This window comes from uncultured Marinobacter sp., assembly GCF_913055835.1.
Taxonomy (GTDB): domain Bacteria; phylum Pseudomonadota; class Gammaproteobacteria; order Pseudomonadales; family Oleiphilaceae; genus Marinobacter.
In genome coordinates this window covers 26,723-42,145 of record NZ_CAJXKQ010000009.1, presented here as the reverse complement: position 1 = coordinate 42,145, position 15,423 = coordinate 26,723, and the positions used below count along the sequence as shown (strand labels likewise).

Sequence of the window (15,423 nt, the reverse complement as noted above, 5' to 3'; positions counted from 1 at the left end):
TGGTAATGATGCATATTGTTGCAGCCCAGAAGGAGGATCTTATGAACAGATTAGGTCGTTTCGTTACGTGTTCCGTGTTGGTGGCTTTGCCTGCCTTTGCCTTTGCCCAGGGGAATTCCGGGCAAATGCCCCGTGGCGGCATGATGAATCAGGAACAGGTGCAACAGATGAATGAAAACATGGCCCGCATGCAGGAAATGATGCAGGAAATGCGGAATGCCAACTCCAGTGCTGAACGCCAGAGACTGAGGGAGCAGCACATGGAGTCCATGCAGGAGCACATGCAGATGATGCGTGGCGGCATGATGGGGCCCGGCATGATGGGCAATGGCCAGGGCATGATGAACAACCAGGGCATGATGAATAATCAGGGTCAGGGTAAGAAGCAGTCCGGGAATGCCCAGGGCAATCGCTCTGGTGGCCCGGGGATGGACAACGAGCAGCGTCTGCAGATGATGGAAAACCGGATGAACCAGATGCAGATGATGATGGAGCAAATGTTGGAGCATCAGCGGCAAATGAACCGCAACTGATGTATTTATGCAGTCTAGTCGAACAATGACAGTTGATCGGATTGTTGCTTCGAGGGCAGACTGGGGCGCTTCTGTACAGGGCCCTTTCGACTGCCGTGTTGGAGCAACACCCGGTCTGTTTCTGCCTGGCTGACGTGCTGCTTGCGAAAGTCACCAATGGCCTTCCGGGCAACCCGGGCGGCCTGCTCGTGATCGCAGATTGGCGGGATGTAGGTGTTGCCGCCATATCGTTCTCTCTGGGTTGGCGTCATAAGCCAGGGTGTGTGGATCATTTCGCCAGGCACCCCGGCTAGCTCGGGAATCCAGCGACGGATGAACTCACCATCCGGGTCCAGCTTTTGGCTTTGTAGCACCGGGTTGTAGATTCGGAGGGCGTTGATACCGGTCAGGCCAGACTGCATCTGGGCCTGGGAGTAGTGAATGCCGGGCTCGAAATCGGTAAACAACCGGGCCAGGTGCAGGGCCGGGTCACGCCAATGCAGCCACAGTTGATAGCTGGCAATGGCCATCAACATGGCGCGCATCCGGAAGTTGATCCACCCTGTGTGATTCAGAGCGCGCATACTGGCGTCCACCAGGGGCCAGCCGGTCTGGCCTTCCTGCCAACGTTGCAGCCGTTCGGAATCGTTTGGCCCGGTTTTCAGTACCTCCATTTCCCGGTGCATGGCCCTGAATTCCAGCTCTGGTTCATCCTCGAGTTTCTGGATGAAGTGACAGTGCCAGTGCAATCTGGAACGGAAGCTGGTCAGGCTTTTCTTTTTTCGGGGCAGGGTATTGCGGTGATTGCCGGTGGCCTTGGCCTCCTGGTAGATCTCCCGCAGGCTGACGGTACCGTAGGCAATATGCGGACTCAGGCGCGAGCAGGCCCTGACTGCGGTATTCGGGCTGGAAATGTTGTACTGGTAGCCCACGCAGCGGCGGTCCAGAAAAGAGGCGAGCAGCTTTTCACCCCTCGCGCTGCCGCCAATCTGGCGATCCGGGCACGGGTCCGGTAAGACAGGATCGCGGCTGCCGCCCCCGGTAAAGAGGGCCTGACCGGAATCCGATTTCGGCAGTGCTACGGGCTTATCCAGCACTGGTTGCCGCATCAGCTCGGTCCAGGCCCTGTCCCAGATATCCCGGTCGCGCAGGCGGCGAACCACGCCGAACTGGTTCCATTCCCGGAATTCCACCTGGTTCTCCGAGCACCAGCCAATCACCGCCTTGTCGCGCTCGAAGGTCCAGTGCCCGCCGGTCTCCTGATGGCAAAAGATCCGGTTGATGCCCTGGTGGGCCTGAATCTGCTTTAGCGTATCCACCACCGAACCTCGCACAACCAGAAGCTGGTTGCCTGCCTGTCGTAGCTGTCGGTCCAGATCGTTCAGAGAGTCCCTGATAAACGCCCATTGCCGACCGCTGGTGTCCGGCAACTGCCAGTATTCGTCTTCGATGACATACAGGGGGATAACCGGCTCGCCCAGGCTCGCCGCTGTCGCCAGGGGCGCATGATCGCGGGTGCGCAGGTCTCGCTTGAACCAGACCACCGAAGTCACGGCTGGGCACTCCTCTCGCGCCGGCAGCGCTCGCTGCAGTAGCGCACATTGTCCCAGTCTTTCGCCCACTTTTTCCGCCAGGCGAAGGGCCGCTGGCACACGGGGCAGACTTTTTCGGGTAGATGAGGTTTTTTGTGCATTGGCATTATATGGTTTTTACTGACAATGACCCGTATACGTTGCTCAAATTCCGAAGGATTGTTCATGGCCCGATTCTGTGACTCCATCTCCGCGCCCTCAGTTCTGATCTTCGACTGGCACGGCACCCTGGTAGACACCCACGATGCCATGTTCAGTGCCATGGAAGACATGCTGCCGCAGCTTGAGGATCTGGGGCTGGTGGAGCGGCTCCTGCCCGAGGACAAATGCCGAACATCGGACGATGCGCGCCTGGTACGCTACATCCGGATTTTCCGGCGCCTGCATCCGCGTATCCTGGCCGAGCGCCGGGTCTCAAGAACGGACATTTTCAACGCCATTTTTGGTGATGACAAAGAAGCCAAACTGATTGCCCATAAGGCCTATAACGAAGCTTACCGTCGATATTTCGGGCAGGTGAAACCTTTTCAACCCGGCGCGTATGAGTATCTCTGTGCCTTGAAATCCATGGGGATCCGGCTGGCGGTATCCACCAACCGCAACCGCGAGTTCCTGGACCGTGAGCTACAAACGGTGGATGAAGGCCGATGGCGGAACCTTTTCGATACCACGGTGTGTGCCGACGACGTAACCGAGTACAAGCCCGATCCCGAGGTGATTCTCAAAACTCTTGAAAAGCTTGATCTGCCAGCGGATGAAAAAGCCTGGTACGTGGGTGACAGCTACGTGGACATGCTCACCGCCAACAAGGCTGGCGTGTCAGGCGTTTTCTATAACGGGGCCTGCTGGGAATCCGGTCGGATCGACAGTTGGTTCTCGCACCGGGATGCCCCCGCGGCCATTCTGGACAGTTTTGAAGACCTGATGGACCTGCTGGCCCTGCTTGAGCGGAGCCAGCCGGAAGCCTTTGAACAGACACCTGCCGAGGTTCGCCCACGGCCTTTCCCGCCGCCTCAGCGGCCAGAGCCAAGAATCGAGCCGGACTGGCACCCGGCGGTGGTCAAGCTCATTCGCCCGGCGGTCATCCTTTTCGACTGGCACGCCACCCTGGTGGATACCCTTGATGCCATGTACCACGCAGTGGATGACATGCTCCCGGATTTCCACAAGCTCAAACTGATGGACCGCATGGTGGCCCCGGAAGACAGCAAGACCCCGGAAGACGTAAAGCTGGTTGCCTACGTGCGGGAGTTCGCGAAGCTGCACCCCAAGGTAAAGGCAGACCGCAAGATTTCCCGAACCGATATTTTTGAGGTGCTGTTCGGGGAAGATCAGGAAGCCAAACAGATCGCTCACCAGGCGTTCAACCATCACTACCGAAAACACTACGGAACCGTGAAGGCCTTCGAGCCGAAGGTTCGGGAAGTGCTGGAAGGTTTGAGGCGGCTGGGTATCCAGGTGGGTGTCATTACCAATCGGGACCGCGAATTTTTCGAGCATGAACTGGCGGCAGTGGAAGACACCGGCTGGACACACCTTTTTGATGTCGATGTCTGTGGTGACGACACGCCCCTGCGAAAGCCCCACCCCGATCAGCTGCTGCTGGCGGTTCAGAAGCTGGATTATCCACCCGACCCGAGTGTCTGGTACGTGGGTGACAGTACCACCGATGTGATTGCCGCCAAGCGTGCCGGCCTGACCTCGGTATTTTTCAACGGGGCCCAGTGGGACCTGCCCTGGCTGAACAAGATTTTCCCGGGCACCCACAAGCACCCGGACAAGCCGGATGTGGTGGTGAATGATTTCTCGGAGTTCTGGGCCCTGGTGCTGGCCTGCGAGGTAGGGCCACCTTGATGGAATTGCCGGTTGAAAGGCCCTCTACAGGTAATAGCGACCTTGAAACCGGGGGGATCGAGGCCAGAGTTGGTAGTAACAGGAGGATTTGATACCGATTGAATTTACCGGTCGACGGGGAGGCTCCATGCCAAACGACGTCCAGCGATCCAATCAACAGGATACTCGGGGGGATCAGGAAAGACGCCAGCAGGGCCCGAGTGATCCGATGTCAGAGCAGGGGCAGCAGCAGAATGAGCCGCCCCAGTGGCTTCGGGTGGTGAATTTCCTGCTTGTCGCTTTCCTGGTTTTCTACGCGATACAGATGTTCAGTCAGTCAAACCTTGAACAGCTGACGTTTACCGAATTCAAGGAGCGGGTGACCTCCGGGCAGGTTTCGGAGGTCACCATCGAGGGACATCAGGTGCGCGGTACCCTCAAGGCTGCCGAGGGCAGCGGCGACGGCTCCGGCGGAACGCCGTTCCAGAGCCAGGTTCCTGAGGTGGGCGAAACGCGGATCGTGGAGCTTCTGGAGCAGAACGGGGTGCCCATCACGGCCAGGGAATCCGGACCGGACCTGCTCTCGCGGATGCTGGTGAATTTTCTCCCCTGGCTGATCATCCTGGGCATTTTTATCTATTTCTGGCAGCGCATGGCCCGGCAGATGAGTGGCCAGCAGGGCGGTGGTCTGTTCAGCATGGGTAAATCCAAGGCCAAGCGCTTCCAGAGGGACGAGCCCGGTAAAACTTTTGAGGATATTGCAGGGTCGGACAGTGCCAAGAAGGACCTGACCGAAATCGTCGACTATCTCAAGAATCCGTCCTACTACCAGCGCCTGGGCGCCAAATTGCCCCGTGGTGTGCTGATGGTCGGGCCGCCCGGCACCGGTAAAACCCTGATGGCGAGGGCGGTGGCCGGCGAGGCCGATGTGCCGTTCTTTTCCATTTCCGGGTCCGAATTTATCGAGATGTTTGTGGGTGTCGGCGCTTCCCGGGTTCGCAACATGTTTGAAGAGGCCCGCAAGGAAGCGCCGGCGATCATTTTCATTGACGAGCTGGATGCCATTGGTCGTTCCCGGGGAGCCGGCGTTGGCGGTGGCCACGACGAGCGCGAGCAGACCCTGAACCAGATTCTGTCGGAAATGGACGGCTTTTCGCCCCATGAAGCGGTGGTCGTAATTGCTGCCACCAACCGTCCGGATGTGCTGGACCCCGCGCTAATGCGGCCGGGACGGTTTGACCGGAAGGTTACGATGGATAGTCCCCACAGGAAGGCGCGGGAGAGGATTCTCGAGATCCATACCAAGGCCATGCCCCTGGATGACGATGTGGATCTTACGGCAGTGGCCCGTCGAACCGTGGGGTTCTCCGGGGCAGACCTGGAAAACCTGGCGAACGAGGCAGCCCTGTTCGCCGGCCGGGATGACAGCCAACTCGTTGCCATGGCCCATTTCGATCTTGCCCGGGACAAGATCCTGATGGGGGCCGAACGCGAGCAGACCCTGAGCGATGAGGAGAAAAAGGTCATCGCCTTCCACGAATCCGGCCATGCGCTGACAGCCCTGCTGTTTCCGAAGGCGGATCCGCTGGAAAAAGTTACCATTATTCCCCGGGGCAGGGCTCTCGGCTTGACTGAACAGGCGCCGGACGAGGAACGTTTGAACATGACCGCCAGCTATGCCCGCGACCGAATTGCCGTGATGCTGGGCGGTCGCGTGTCCGAACGGCTGATATTCGGTGAGGTGAGCAGTGGCGCCGAGAATGATATTGAACAGGCCACCAAGCTCGCCCGAAGGATGGTTTCCCGCTGGGGGATGAGCGATGCGATCGGCCCCGTATCGGTCAGTTCGAGCCAGGAAGAAGTGTTTCTTGGTCACGAAATCTCCCGTGAACGGGATTTCAGCGAGGCTACCGCGGAGAAAATTGACGACGAAGTCAGAAAGCTGATCACCGGTATCGAGAAGGATGTGGCCAAACGTCTTGAGGACAACCGAGATCAACTCGAGCGGCTTGCCAACAGGCTGTTTGAAGAAGAGACGCTTGAGGCCCGGGAGATCGACTCGCTGCTGGGCGCTGGCGGTAATGAGCGGAACTGATGAGGTGCTTCAGAGTCGTTCCGCGTCGCTCAGAGCCTCTTCAATGCTGAGCCCGATCACGATAACTCCGTTCGCCCGGTCTCCATTGCCCGGTAAAACCGGTGTGCTCACAGTCACCTGAAAGCGGGCCGCTGACGTGTCATATCTTATAGGGGATACGTACAGCGGCCGGTTTGTACCTGGGTTCGCTGCCGTGTTCTCCATTACCCTCTGGAACTTGGGTTCGTCACCCTGCCAGTAGTCGGATGTGAGCTGGCTCATTGCGGCTAAAGTTCCCATGTCGTTGATCAGCATAACCTCGGTTACAAGGCCTTGGTGAGACTTCTGCCAGGCCAGAAGTGCCCTGGAGCCCGGAAGCGCGAGGATTCTTTCGGCCAGATCAGGCATCGTGACCGGCGCCAGCGCTTGCCACTGACTGTCAAGGGTCATTACGTCGGTAAAGCTTTCCTGCCTGGGGCCTGCATCAATGATCTGGCGGATGTCCAGAATGCTGTTCATTTCCTTGAACAGGCGGCTCGATAGTTCTGTGATGCGGCGTTCTTCCTCTTCGGACAGTGCAAGGTGACCGGCCATGCAGCTGTTCAGCGTTCGGTTGAAAGTGCCGAGAAAATCAGGATAGTTGGAAACGAAGGCTTCGTTCAGATACAGGTAGAGTGGCGCGTAACGGACAAAATGGGCACTGAGTTGTGTGCCCTCCGAATCGTTTTCGTAACGGAGACGGTTCATGACGCGCTCATCCATCATTGCCGTATCGATTCGTCCCCGTTTGAGTAGCGCGAGCAACTGCGACGGTGAAGACACGCTCAGGAATATGGAGTAGCCGTTGGCTTCCAGCCAGGCTTCTTCGTTGCTGCCGGCCACGACCCCGATTCGCATGTTGTCGGTAAACGCTTTATTGCCCCTGGTGAAAAAGTACCATTTCTCCAGAGCCACCGGATCGCTGCGTTTGGCTATGTTGTCGAGTTCTGCGGAGGGATCAATGGCAAAATACCCATCGATCATGTTGCGTTCCAGAGAGTGTATGGCGCGATTCTGGGGCGTGATCCGGATGCGTGTTGCCCAGCCGGCGCGGTTTGCGGCACAAACCACTGTGTCTGCCGTCTCGCCGGAAATTCGATTGGCTCCACCCTTTTCCTGGCTTGCCACCTGATAGGGTGGGCTTTCGAAGGTGTAGAGGTTCAGCGTCGGAGGCTGAGCCTGACACACGGTTGAATACAGTACTGTTGTCAGACTCAGAGCGAGTCGAAGGTTCATGGTGAAGTCAGCATCCGTGATGTTAACAATCCTTACGTCAGGCTAGCACCAATGTGGGGCTTTTGCTGCACAACGTTAGGACATATTCTGATAGGCATGAATAACAACAAAGACCAACCCATGAATGAACGAAAAGCATCGATACTCGTCGTGGATGACGACGCTGCCATCCGTGAGCTGCTGGAGGAGCACCTGAGCAGGGTGGGGTACGAGGTCCGGACCGCGGGGGATGGCGACGAAATGCGCTTGCAGCTGGACGCGGCGCATGTCGACCTGATTGTGCTGGATGTCATGTTGCCCGGCGACGACGGTTTCACCCTGTGCCGGCAGATTCGTGAGCACAGTCGGGTACCGATCATTATGCTCACGGCAAGCTCCGATGAAACCGACAGGGTCGTGGGGCTGGAACTCGGCGCCGATGATTACCTCGCCAAACCCTTCAGTGCGCGGGAGTTGCAGGCCAGAGTGAAGGCTCTCCTTCGCAGGGCGAGTTTCAGTCGATCCGACAACCCTCGCTACGTTGTCTTTGATCGTTGGCGGCTCGATACCCTGGCCCACGAACTGATCGACGAGAATCAGCAGGGCACGGCACTGTCCGGCGCAGACTTCGCTCTGCTCCAGCTGTTTCTCAGTCATCCCAATCAGGTGCTGGACCGTGACACGATTTCTGACGTTACCCGTGGTCGTGAATCCATGCCCCTGGACAGGGTGGTGGATGTGGCGGTGAGTCGATTACGGCAACGGTTGGGAGATCAGGGCCGTAACCCCAGACTGATCAAAACAGTGCGGGGCGCTGGCTACCTTCTGGCGGCAACGGTGACCCATGTTTCCGAATAATGCGGGTGAGGCGGGCAAGAAATCCTGGCGCTGGTTTCCCTCATCACTGCTTGGCAGGGTATTGCTGCTGACACTGCTGGCAATGGCAAGCGCCCAGATTATTTCCAGCGCCGCCTGGATAGCTACCTTCCGGGCCCAGCAGGTGGAAGGGCTGGTGGCCACCACCCGTAACCTGGCCCAGTCAGCGGCGGCCACGGCGCAATTCTTCAACTCGTTGCCCCTGGAGTACCGGCACATTGTACTGGACCAGCTCCGGGACATGGGCGGTACACGTTTTTTCGTCTCGCTCAATGACAAACGTATCGATATGGTGCCGTTACCGGACACTGAGCGGAAACGGCTGGTGACGGAAGAAGTTGAGTCGGTCTTGCGCAGACGGCTGGGCAACAGGATCAATCTTCATGTCGACTTCGTAGACCCATCCAGCCTGCGAATTCTCAACAGCGAGTTGCCGCTTGATGCGTTGCCCCGGTCCTGGGCTCACTATGCACTGACGCTCGAGCCTTTGAACCCGCCGGTGCTGGTTACCCAGGTCGAGGTGGCAGAGGGAGAGTGGCTGTACCTGGCGGCGGCTCTGCCGGCTCCGTACGTGTCCCTTGAGGATGAGGGGATACCAGGGCAACAGATCCTGTTTCTGGTGGTGATGATCGCCATACTGTTTCCTGTACTGGCGTGGCTGATCAGACAACAGACGCGGCCGCTGCGCAAACTGGCCAAGGCTGCCCGGGATCTGCCCCTCCAGGATAATCAGCCACCCCTGGTAGAGAAGGGGAGTGCAGAAATTCTGGCCGTAACCCGCAGCTTCAATACCATGCGTCGCCGATTACAGAGTTACATCAGCGACCGTAACCAGCTGTTCCGGGCCATTTCCCACGACCTCAAAACCCCGATCACACGGTTGCGTTTGCGGGTGGACCTGATTGACGACGAGGTCATGCGCGAGCGCCTGGAGGCGGACCTCCATGAGCTGGAATTGCTGGCGAAAAATGCCCTCCAGTCCATGAAAGACACCGATATACACGAGAATGCCGAACCTGTGGATGTGGAGCGTATGCTGAAGGGAATGGCGGAAGCCTACCAGGGCGAGGGACCGGACCGGGTGACCGTACAGGGCCATTGTCGGCCATACCGGGGCAAGCCACTGGCACTGAAACGGTGCCTTGGAAACCTGGTGGACAATGCCGTGAAATACGGCGATACAGCCCTGGTGCGAATTGAGGATGCCGAGGGCCAGTTGGTGATCCACGTAGAGGACGAGGGCCCGGGTGTGTCCGAGGACCAGTTGTCCCGCATCTTCGAGCCGTATTACCGGCTGGACAAAAACCAGCGCCAGGGTTTTGGCCTCGGCTTGGGAATTGCGCGGAACATTGCGCAAAGCCATGGCGGTGAGCTGGAAATCCGCAACCGGCCCACCGGTGGGCTGCATGTAGAGCTGACCTTGCCCCGCCACTGACGGCCCATGTAACAACCCTGTTACATGGGCATTTCCCTTTGATACGTAGAGTGTTCGTTTCTTGCCATAGACTCCGAATTGCCAATAAAACAAAAACAAGGAGTCAAGAATGCTCAATGTTACCAATGGCACCACCCCTGTAGAACCTGCAACAAGAACACCCAGCGTACGTCTGTTACCTGCGGCAGTCTGCCTGATATCGCTCGGGCTATTGACCGGACAGGCACAGGCCCAGGAACAGACTGTGGAAGAACGGCTTGCGGCTCTCGAGGCAAAGCTCGCCGAGGTTGAGCCGAAGGCTAATGGTCTGGAGGGATTTTCCTTCAACACCTATGCCCGTTCCGGGTTGCTTCTCAACGGCGACCTGCAAAGTGCCCCGGGCGGTCCCTACCTGACCCCCGCGGGTTCCGTTGGTGGCGCCGTGGGCCGCCTCGGCAATGAACCCGATACCTACCTTGAAGCGATCCTGAACTACAAGCAGGTGGCCGAGAACGGCACCAAATCCCACTACCGATTGATGATTGCTGACTCCACCACGTCCTCGAATGACTGGACAGCCGGTGACGGCGCCCTGAACGTACGTCAGGCGTACGTGGAATTCAGTAACCTGGCGAGCTTTTCCGGTATTTTCGAGGAGGCCGCGATCTGGGCCGGCAAGCGTTTTGACCGGGACCTGGACTTCGACATCCACTGGCTCGACAGCGATATCGTTTTCCTGGGTGGCCTGGGCGCCGGCGTCTATGACGTAACCTTTGCGGATGGTGTGAAATCCAACTTCTCCCTTTATGGCCGAAGCTTTCTGGAATTCCCTTCCGACATTCAGGACCAGGACATCACATCAGACACGGACAATCTGATCCTTACCGCCAATAACTACTTCGGTAACGTCCAGTTTCTGATCAATGGTATGAAGGCCCAGGAAAACGATCTCCGCGTGGTTGGTGGTGTCACGGAAGCCGCCGAAACCGGTCTGCACACCATGCTGGCCTACCACGGGGACAGTTTCTTTGGACTCGCGGACGGTAACTTCAAGGCAGCGATAATCCACGGCAGCGGCCTGGGTGCCGAAACCAAGAATATCGGTGCCGATGGCGACCTGCATGAGGATGCAGTCAGCACCCGTGTTGCTGTGTACGGCACCACCTACCTGAGCGAAAGCTGGCGGTTTGCGCCGGCCATCATGGCTGAAACCAGCAAGGATCGTTACATCAAGGGCGATGACTACCAGTGGCTGACGTTTAACGCTCGCCTCGCCCAGGAGCTTACAGCCAACTTTGAGATGCAGTATGAGGCTTCCTGGCAAACCATGGATCTCACCACCCTTGGTTACCAGGGCCGAAATGCCGTGGATGGCGATTACAGCCGATTTACGGTTGCGCCCACCTTCAAGCCCCAGGTCGGTGGCTTCTGGAACCGTCCGGAGATTCGCGTCTTCGCCAGCTACTCCACCTGGGATGACGAGCTTGAAACCTACACCGCTGGTGACGCCCTTGGGGCCGACAGCGATTTCGAAAGCGGTCAGTGGACCTTTGGTACCCAGATGGAAATCTGGTTCTGAACCTGATCAAGACAACAAAACAGGAAGGAATTGACCATGACTATGTTCAAAAAAACGCTTGCTGCCGCCGCCGTATCCGCGGCATTGCTTCCGGCCCAGGCCATTCAGGCCGGCGAAGTTGAAGTCCTGCACTGGTGGACCGCTGGCGGCGAAGCCCGCGCCGCCGCTGCACTGAAAGAAATGATGGAAGAGCAGGGCCACACCTGGAAGGATTTTGCCGTGGCCGGTGGCGGCGGCGAAGCCGCCATGACTGTGCTCAAGACCCGCGCTGTTTCTGGCAATCCCCCGGCTGCCGCCCAGATCAAGGGGCTGGACATCCGGGAGTGGGCAAAACTGGGCTTTCTCACCAGCCTGGATGATGTGGCTGAGGCGAATCAGTGGGATCAACTGATTCCGCCGGTGATCGCCGATGTCATGCAATACGAGGACAGCTACGTCGCCGTACCGGTGAACGTGCACCGGGTTAACTGGCTTTGGGCCAACCCGGAGGTACTTGAGAGCGCAGGGGTTGCTGTGCCCAAGACCCTGGAAGAATTCTACGCCGCGGCTGAGAAGCTGGAAGCTGACGGTGTTATCCCGCTGGCCCATGGAGGCCAGCCCTGGCAGGACGCAACGGTTTTCGAAGCTGTGGCGCTTGCGGTCATGGGCCCGGAAGATTTCGCCAGTGCCTTCGTTGAACACGACATGGACGTTATCAACAGCGCCCGGATGGAAGAGGTTTTCGCCGAATTTGCCAAGGTAATGAGCTACGTGGATGACGATGCCGCCGGACGGGATTGGAACACCGCCACCGGCATGGTCATTCGAGGCGAAGCTGCCATGCAGATCATGGGCGACTGGGCCAAGGGTGAATTCACCGCCGCCGGCCTGACCCCGGGCGAGGATTACATCTGTGCCCCGGCACCAGGTACTGGTGGGCAGTTCACCTTCAACGTGGACTCGTTCGCCATGTTCAGCCTCAGCGATGACGACAACACCAAAGCCCAGAAGGACCTGGCTCGCACGATCATGGAGCCGGAGTTCCAGACCGTGTTCAACAAGGCCAAGGGCTCTATCCCGGTCCGTACCGACATGGACATGTCCGGCTTTGACGCCTGTGCCCAGGCATCCATGGACACCTTCAAAAGCAGTGCTGACGACGGCGGCCTGGTGCCCAGCTTTGCCCATGGCCTGGCCACCACCAGCTACGTGCAGGGCCAGATCTTCGATGTGGTGACCAACTTCGTGAACTCCGATAACAAGGATCCGGCCCGGGCCACTGACCAGCTGGCAGCGGCTATCCAGGCGGCACTCTGATCCGGTAGGGGCTGCCCTTTCAGGGCGGCCCCTGATCCTCTCGGGAGACTCATCATGGAACACATTCAACGCCATCCAGCCCGGGTGGCCAGGGCGCCGTCACGCTTTCTTGACGCGTTGCAGCGCTGGCTGCCAAAGCTGGTTGTGGCGCCCACATTCGTCCTGATTGGTGTCGGCATATACGGCTACATGCTCTGGACCGGTGTGCTGTCGTTCACCAGCTCCAGCTTTCTGCCGGTGTATGACTTTGTCGGCTTCGAGCAGTACGCCAAGCTGATGGCCAATGACCGCTGGCTGACAGCCTCTGTCAATCTGGGCATCTTTGGCGGTCTGTTCATTCTCAGCTGTCTGGTGATTGGCGTGATCCTGGCGATTTTCCTGGATCAGCGAATTCGCCAGGAAGGTGCGATCCGTACCATCTATCTCTACCCCATGGCTCTGTCGATGATTGTCACCGGCACCGTCTGGAAATGGATCCTCAATCCCAGCCTCGGGCTGGAAAAGCTCATGCACGACTGGGGTTGGACGTCGTTCAGCTTCGACTGGCTGGTGAGCTCGGACATGGCTATCTATACCATCGTGATGGCCGCGGTCTGGCAGGCCTCCGGCTTCGTGATGGCTCTGTTCCTGGCCGGCCTTCGCGGTGTGGATTCCTCTATTATCCGGGCTGCCCGGGTCGATGGCGCCAGCCTGCCACTGATCTACTGGAAAATCATCCTGCCATCCCTGCGACCGGTGTTTTTCAGCGCCGTCATGGTGCTGGCTCACATCGCGATCAAGAGCTTCGACCTGGTGATGGCCATGACTGCCGGTGGTCCGGGCTACTCCACCGACCTGCCGGCGGTATTCATGTACGCCCACACCTTCACCCGAGGCCAGATGGGCCTGGGTTCCGCCAGTGCCATGCTGATGCTGGGCGCCATTCTGGCCCTGATCGTGCCTTACCTGTATTCGGAACTGAGGGAGAAACGCCATGACTGATGTGGTTCGCACCGGCTTTCGTCCCAGTCGCGTGGCCGTCTACGGGCTTTTGCTCCTGGCCGCCCTGGTTTACCTGATTCCGCTGTTTATCATGCTGGTAACCAGCTTCAAGACACCCATGGATATCCGGACCGGCAACCTGATGGCCCTGCCCACGGACTGGACCACCATTGGCTGGACCAAGGCCTGGTCCGAGGCCTGTACCGGGGTCCAGTGTGAAGGGATCAGCGGCTATTTCTGGAATTCGTTCAAGATGACCGTACCCGCGGTACTGATTTCCACCTTGCTGGGTGCCTTCAACGGCTATGTGCTGTCCAAGTGGAAGTTTAAGGGCTCCGACCTGTTCTTCGGCATGCTGCTTTTCGGCTGCTTTGTACCGTTCCAGGTGGTTCTGTTGCCGATGGCTGCCACCCTCGGGAAACTTGGCCTGGCCAATACCACCAGCGGCCTGGTGCTGGTGCACGTGATTTACGGGGTGGCGTTCACCACGTTGTTCTTCCGGAACTATTACGTAGCCATTCCGGATGCGCTAATCAAGGCGGCCCGGCTGGACGGTGCCGGCTTCTTCACCATTTTCTTTCGCATCCTGCTACCCATGTCCACGCCCATATTCATGGTGTCACTGATCTGGCAGTTCACCCAGATCTGGAACGACTTCCTGTTTGGCGTGGTGTTCGCCAGCGGCGACAGCCAGCCCATCACAGTGGCCCTGAATAATCTGGTGAACACCAGCACCGGTGTGAAGGAATACAACGTGGATATGGCGGCAGCCATGATTGCGGCGCTGCCCACACTGGTGGTCTACATCGTCGCCGGCAAATACTTCATCCGGGGCCTGACCGCTGGATCTGTCAAAGGTTGATCTGAGAGGATAACAACAATGTCTCAACTGGAACTGCGGAGCATCCGCAAAACCTATCCGGGCGTGGCCGAGGAAACCCTCAAGGGGATCGACATCGACATCGCCTCCGGTGAATTCATTATTCTTGTGGGCCCGTCCGGCTGTGGCAAGTCCACCCTGATGAACACCATCGCGGGTCTGGAAACGATCAGCGACGGTTCGATAGTGCTCGACGGCAAGGACATCTCCACCATGGAGCCCAAAGACCGGGACATCGCCATGGTGTTCCAGTCCTATGCCCTTTACCCGACCATGTCCGTGCGCGAGAACATCGCCTTCGGGTTGAAGATCCGCGGTCTGCCGAAGCATGAGATCGATCAGGAAGTGGAGCGCGTGGCCGATTTGCTGCAAATCTCCCAGCTGCTGAACAAGAAGCCTGCCAACCTGTCCGGCGGCCAGCAGCAGCGGGTCGCCATGGGGCGTGCCCTGGCCCGGCGGCCGCGCATTTACCTGTTTGATGAGCCGTTGTCCAATCTGGACGCCAAGCTGCGGGTGGAAATGCGTACCGAGATCAAGAAGCTGCACCAGCGCCTGAAAACCACCATTGTGTACGTAACCCACGATCAGATCGAGGCCATGACCCTGGCGGATCGGATTGCCGTACTCAAGGACGGCGAACTGCAGCAGCTGGGCACTCCAAAAGAGGTCTATAACACCCCTGCCAATCTGTTTGTGGCCGGTTTCATGGGGTCGCCGGCCATGAGCTTTGTGACGGTCACAGTGGCCCAGGGAGAACAGGGGCTGTACGCCGAGGTACGGGGAAACAATGGCGCCACCCTCAGGCTGCCGGTGCCGGATTACCTGGCCGATCGGGTTGGGAAAAAGGTGATTCTCGGTATCCGACCGGAGCACATCACCCAGCCCCAGGATCAGAAGAACGACCAGTCTCTGGTGGCAAAAGGTGAGTTCACAATCGAAGTCACCGAGCCAACCGGCCCGGATGTGATCGCTCTGATTCAGCTGAACGATACCAACGTTCATTGCCGGATCGACCCGGAACACCCGGTCACCTGGGGCGAGACTGCCGAGCTGATGTTCGATATGAAAAAGGTCGTGTTCTTCGATCCGGACACAGAAAAGCGAATCGCCCCGCACTGACTGGCTGTTGCGG

13 protein-coding genes are annotated in these 15,423 nt (G+C 58.4%); 10 read left to right on the top strand and 3 right to left on the bottom strand.

Features of this window, described 5'->3' with window-relative positions:
- The first annotated feature begins 41 nt into the window (after positions 1-41).
- Positions 42-533: a hypothetical protein gene (locus QZ534_RS07170; protein ID WP_296933154.1), complete on the top strand. Its 492-nt coding sequence runs from the start codon at positions 42-44 to the stop codon at positions 531-533.
- 14 nt (positions 534-547) lie between these two features.
- On the opposite strand, the gene QZ534_RS07165 is transcribed toward QZ534_RS07170, so the two are convergent.
- Positions 548-2,065 (bottom strand): FAD-binding domain-containing protein, encoded by a 1,518-nt coding sequence (locus QZ534_RS07165; protein ID WP_296933152.1) that lies wholly within the window; start codon positions 2,063-2,065, stop codon positions 548-550.
- Entirely contained in the window at positions 2,062-2,205 is a 144-nt protein-coding gene (locus QZ534_RS07160) for a DUF2256 domain-containing protein (protein WP_296933296.1), read from the bottom strand. The genes QZ534_RS07165 and QZ534_RS07160 overlap by 4 nt, the downstream gene beginning before the upstream one ends.
- 64 nt (positions 2,206-2,269) lie before the next feature.
- Between QZ534_RS07160 and QZ534_RS07155 the strand changes: the two genes are divergently transcribed.
- Both QZ534_RS07155 and ftsH read left to right on the top strand, forming a co-directional pair.
- Positions 2,270-3,958: an HAD-IA family hydrolase gene (locus QZ534_RS07155; RefSeq protein WP_296933150.1), complete on the top strand. Its 1,689-nt coding sequence runs from the start codon at positions 2,270-2,272 to the stop codon at positions 3,956-3,958.
- Between the two features lie 127 nt (positions 3,959-4,085).
- Positions 4,086-6,032, top strand: coding sequence for an ATP-dependent zinc metalloprotease FtsH (gene ftsH / locus QZ534_RS07150; RefSeq protein ID WP_296933149.1), 1,947 nt, complete (start codon positions 4,086-4,088; stop codon positions 6,030-6,032).
- Positions 6,033-6,041: 9 nt separating this feature from the next.
- On the opposite strand, the gene QZ534_RS07145 is transcribed toward ftsH, so the two are convergent.
- Positions 6,042-7,286: a transporter substrate-binding domain-containing protein gene (locus QZ534_RS07145; protein ID WP_296933147.1), complete on the bottom strand. Its 1,245-nt coding sequence runs from the start codon at positions 7,284-7,286 to the stop codon at positions 6,042-6,044.
- Between the two features lie 120 nt (positions 7,287-7,406).
- Here QZ534_RS07145 and QZ534_RS07140 point away from each other — a divergent pair, with 120 nt between their 5' ends.
- The 7 genes from QZ534_RS07140 to ugpC all read left to right on the top strand — a co-directional run bounded on the left by QZ534_RS07140 (position 7,407) and on the right by ugpC (position 15,410).
- On the top strand, positions 7,407-8,123 hold the full coding sequence (locus QZ534_RS07140; protein ID WP_296933145.1) for a response regulator transcription factor: 717 nt from the start codon (positions 7,407-7,409) through the stop codon (positions 8,121-8,123).
- Entirely contained in the window at positions 8,110-9,576 is a 1,467-nt protein-coding gene (locus QZ534_RS07135) for an ATP-binding protein (protein ID WP_296933144.1), read from the top strand. The genes QZ534_RS07140 and QZ534_RS07135 overlap by 14 nt, the downstream gene beginning before the upstream one ends.
- Positions 9,577-9,685: 109 nt before the next feature.
- Positions 9,686-11,134, top strand: a complete 1,449-nt coding sequence (locus tag QZ534_RS07130; protein WP_296933141.1) for a carbohydrate porin — start codon at positions 9,686-9,688, stop codon at positions 11,132-11,134.
- Positions 11,135-11,170: 36 nt separating this feature from the next.
- A complete protein-coding gene (locus QZ534_RS07125) occupies positions 11,171-12,430 on the top strand; it encodes an ABC transporter substrate-binding protein (RefSeq protein ID WP_296933139.1) in 1,260 nt (419 codons plus the stop codon).
- 54 nt (positions 12,431-12,484) lie between these two features.
- On the top strand, positions 12,485-13,411 hold the full coding sequence (locus tag QZ534_RS07120; protein ID WP_296933136.1) for a carbohydrate ABC transporter permease: 927 nt from the start codon (positions 12,485-12,487) through the stop codon (positions 13,409-13,411).
- Complete coding sequence (locus tag QZ534_RS07115) at positions 13,404-14,273, top strand: carbohydrate ABC transporter permease (protein ID WP_296933133.1); 870 nt, start codon at positions 13,404-13,406, stop codon at positions 14,271-14,273. Before QZ534_RS07120 ends, QZ534_RS07115 begins: the two co-directional genes overlap by 8 nt.
- Before the next feature lie 18 nt (positions 14,274-14,291).
- Positions 14,292-15,410, top strand: a complete 1,119-nt coding sequence (gene ugpC, locus QZ534_RS07110; RefSeq protein WP_296933131.1) for a sn-glycerol-3-phosphate ABC transporter ATP-binding protein UgpC — start codon at positions 14,292-14,294, stop codon at positions 15,408-15,410.
- Positions 15,411-15,423 lie beyond the last annotated feature (13 nt).

Coding starts and splice junctions, on each gene's coding strand:
- QZ534_RS07125 (WP_296933139.1), top strand. CDS start 11,171: ATGACTATGTTCAAAAAAACGCTTGCTGCCGCCGCCGTATCCGCGGCA.
- ftsH (WP_296933149.1), top strand. CDS start 4,086: ATGCCAAACGACGTCCAGCGATCCAATCAACAGGATACTCGGGGGGAT.
- QZ534_RS07170 (WP_296933154.1), top strand. CDS start 42: ATGAACAGATTAGGTCGTTTCGTTACGTGTTCCGTGTTGGTGGCTTTG.
- QZ534_RS07155 (WP_296933150.1), top strand. CDS start 2,270: ATGGCCCGATTCTGTGACTCCATCTCCGCGCCCTCAGTTCTGATCTTC.
- QZ534_RS07140 (WP_296933145.1), top strand. CDS start 7,407: ATGAATGAACGAAAAGCATCGATACTCGTCGTGGATGACGACGCTGCC.
- QZ534_RS07130 (WP_296933141.1), top strand. CDS start 9,686: ATGCTCAATGTTACCAATGGCACCACCCCTGTAGAACCTGCAACAAGA.
- QZ534_RS07115 (WP_296933133.1), top strand. CDS start 13,404: ATGACTGATGTGGTTCGCACCGGCTTTCGTCCCAGTCGCGTGGCCGTC.
- QZ534_RS07160 (WP_296933296.1), bottom strand. CDS start 2,205: ATGCACAAAAAACCTCATCTACCCGAAAAAGTCTGCCCCGTGTGCCAG.
- QZ534_RS07135 (WP_296933144.1), top strand. CDS start 8,110: ATGTTTCCGAATAATGCGGGTGAGGCGGGCAAGAAATCCTGGCGCTGG.
- ugpC (WP_296933131.1), top strand. CDS start 14,292: ATGTCTCAACTGGAACTGCGGAGCATCCGCAAAACCTATCCGGGCGTG.
- QZ534_RS07145 (WP_296933147.1), bottom strand. CDS start 7,286: ATGAACCTTCGACTCGCTCTGAGTCTGACAACAGTACTGTATTCAACC.
- QZ534_RS07120 (WP_296933136.1), top strand. CDS start 12,485: ATGGAACACATTCAACGCCATCCAGCCCGGGTGGCCAGGGCGCCGTCA.